General features: G+C 58.8%; 1 protein-coding gene. It reads left to right on the plus strand.

Going from position 1 to position 454, the window contains the following annotated elements; translation table 11 throughout:
- On the plus strand, positions 1-454 hold a 454-nt coding region (locus VRY85_RS14880; RefSeq protein WP_414599383.1), incomplete at both ends, for a hypothetical protein.

Consider the following 454-nt stretch of genomic DNA (forward strand, 5'->3'; position numbering starts at 1 on the left):
CAGGCTGTGACGGTCAATGAGTCGGGCCTGGTCGATGGCGATCCGAAGGCAGGTGGTGAGTTTGCGCTGGTGACGATTCCGACGGGCTTTGAGTTTGCTGGCGTGGTGACCCAGGGTACGTACGGTGAAGTGCGTGACGTTGATGGTCAACTGACGTACGTTCTGACGAGCACGCATACCCACACGGGTACGGGCACGGATGAGGCAGCGAACGCTGACACGGTGACCTTGCTAGTGAAGGATGCTGTGGGCAACACCTTTGAAGTTGAGATGAAGGTGAACATTGTTGACGACATCCCGACGCTGGACATTGGTGATCCGCTGAGTGTGGTGGCTGGCAACAGCACGGATGCGACGGCGGCGGGCAGCTTTACGTTTGACTTTGGTGCGGATGCGGACGGTGGTGCTAAGAGCTTCACGCTGAATGGCGCAGCCTTCACGGCACCGACTGAGG

The organism is Achromobacter sp. F4_2707 (genome assembly GCF_047501535.1).
GTDB lineage: Bacteria > Pseudomonadota > Gammaproteobacteria > Burkholderiales > Burkholderiaceae_B > Yanghanlia.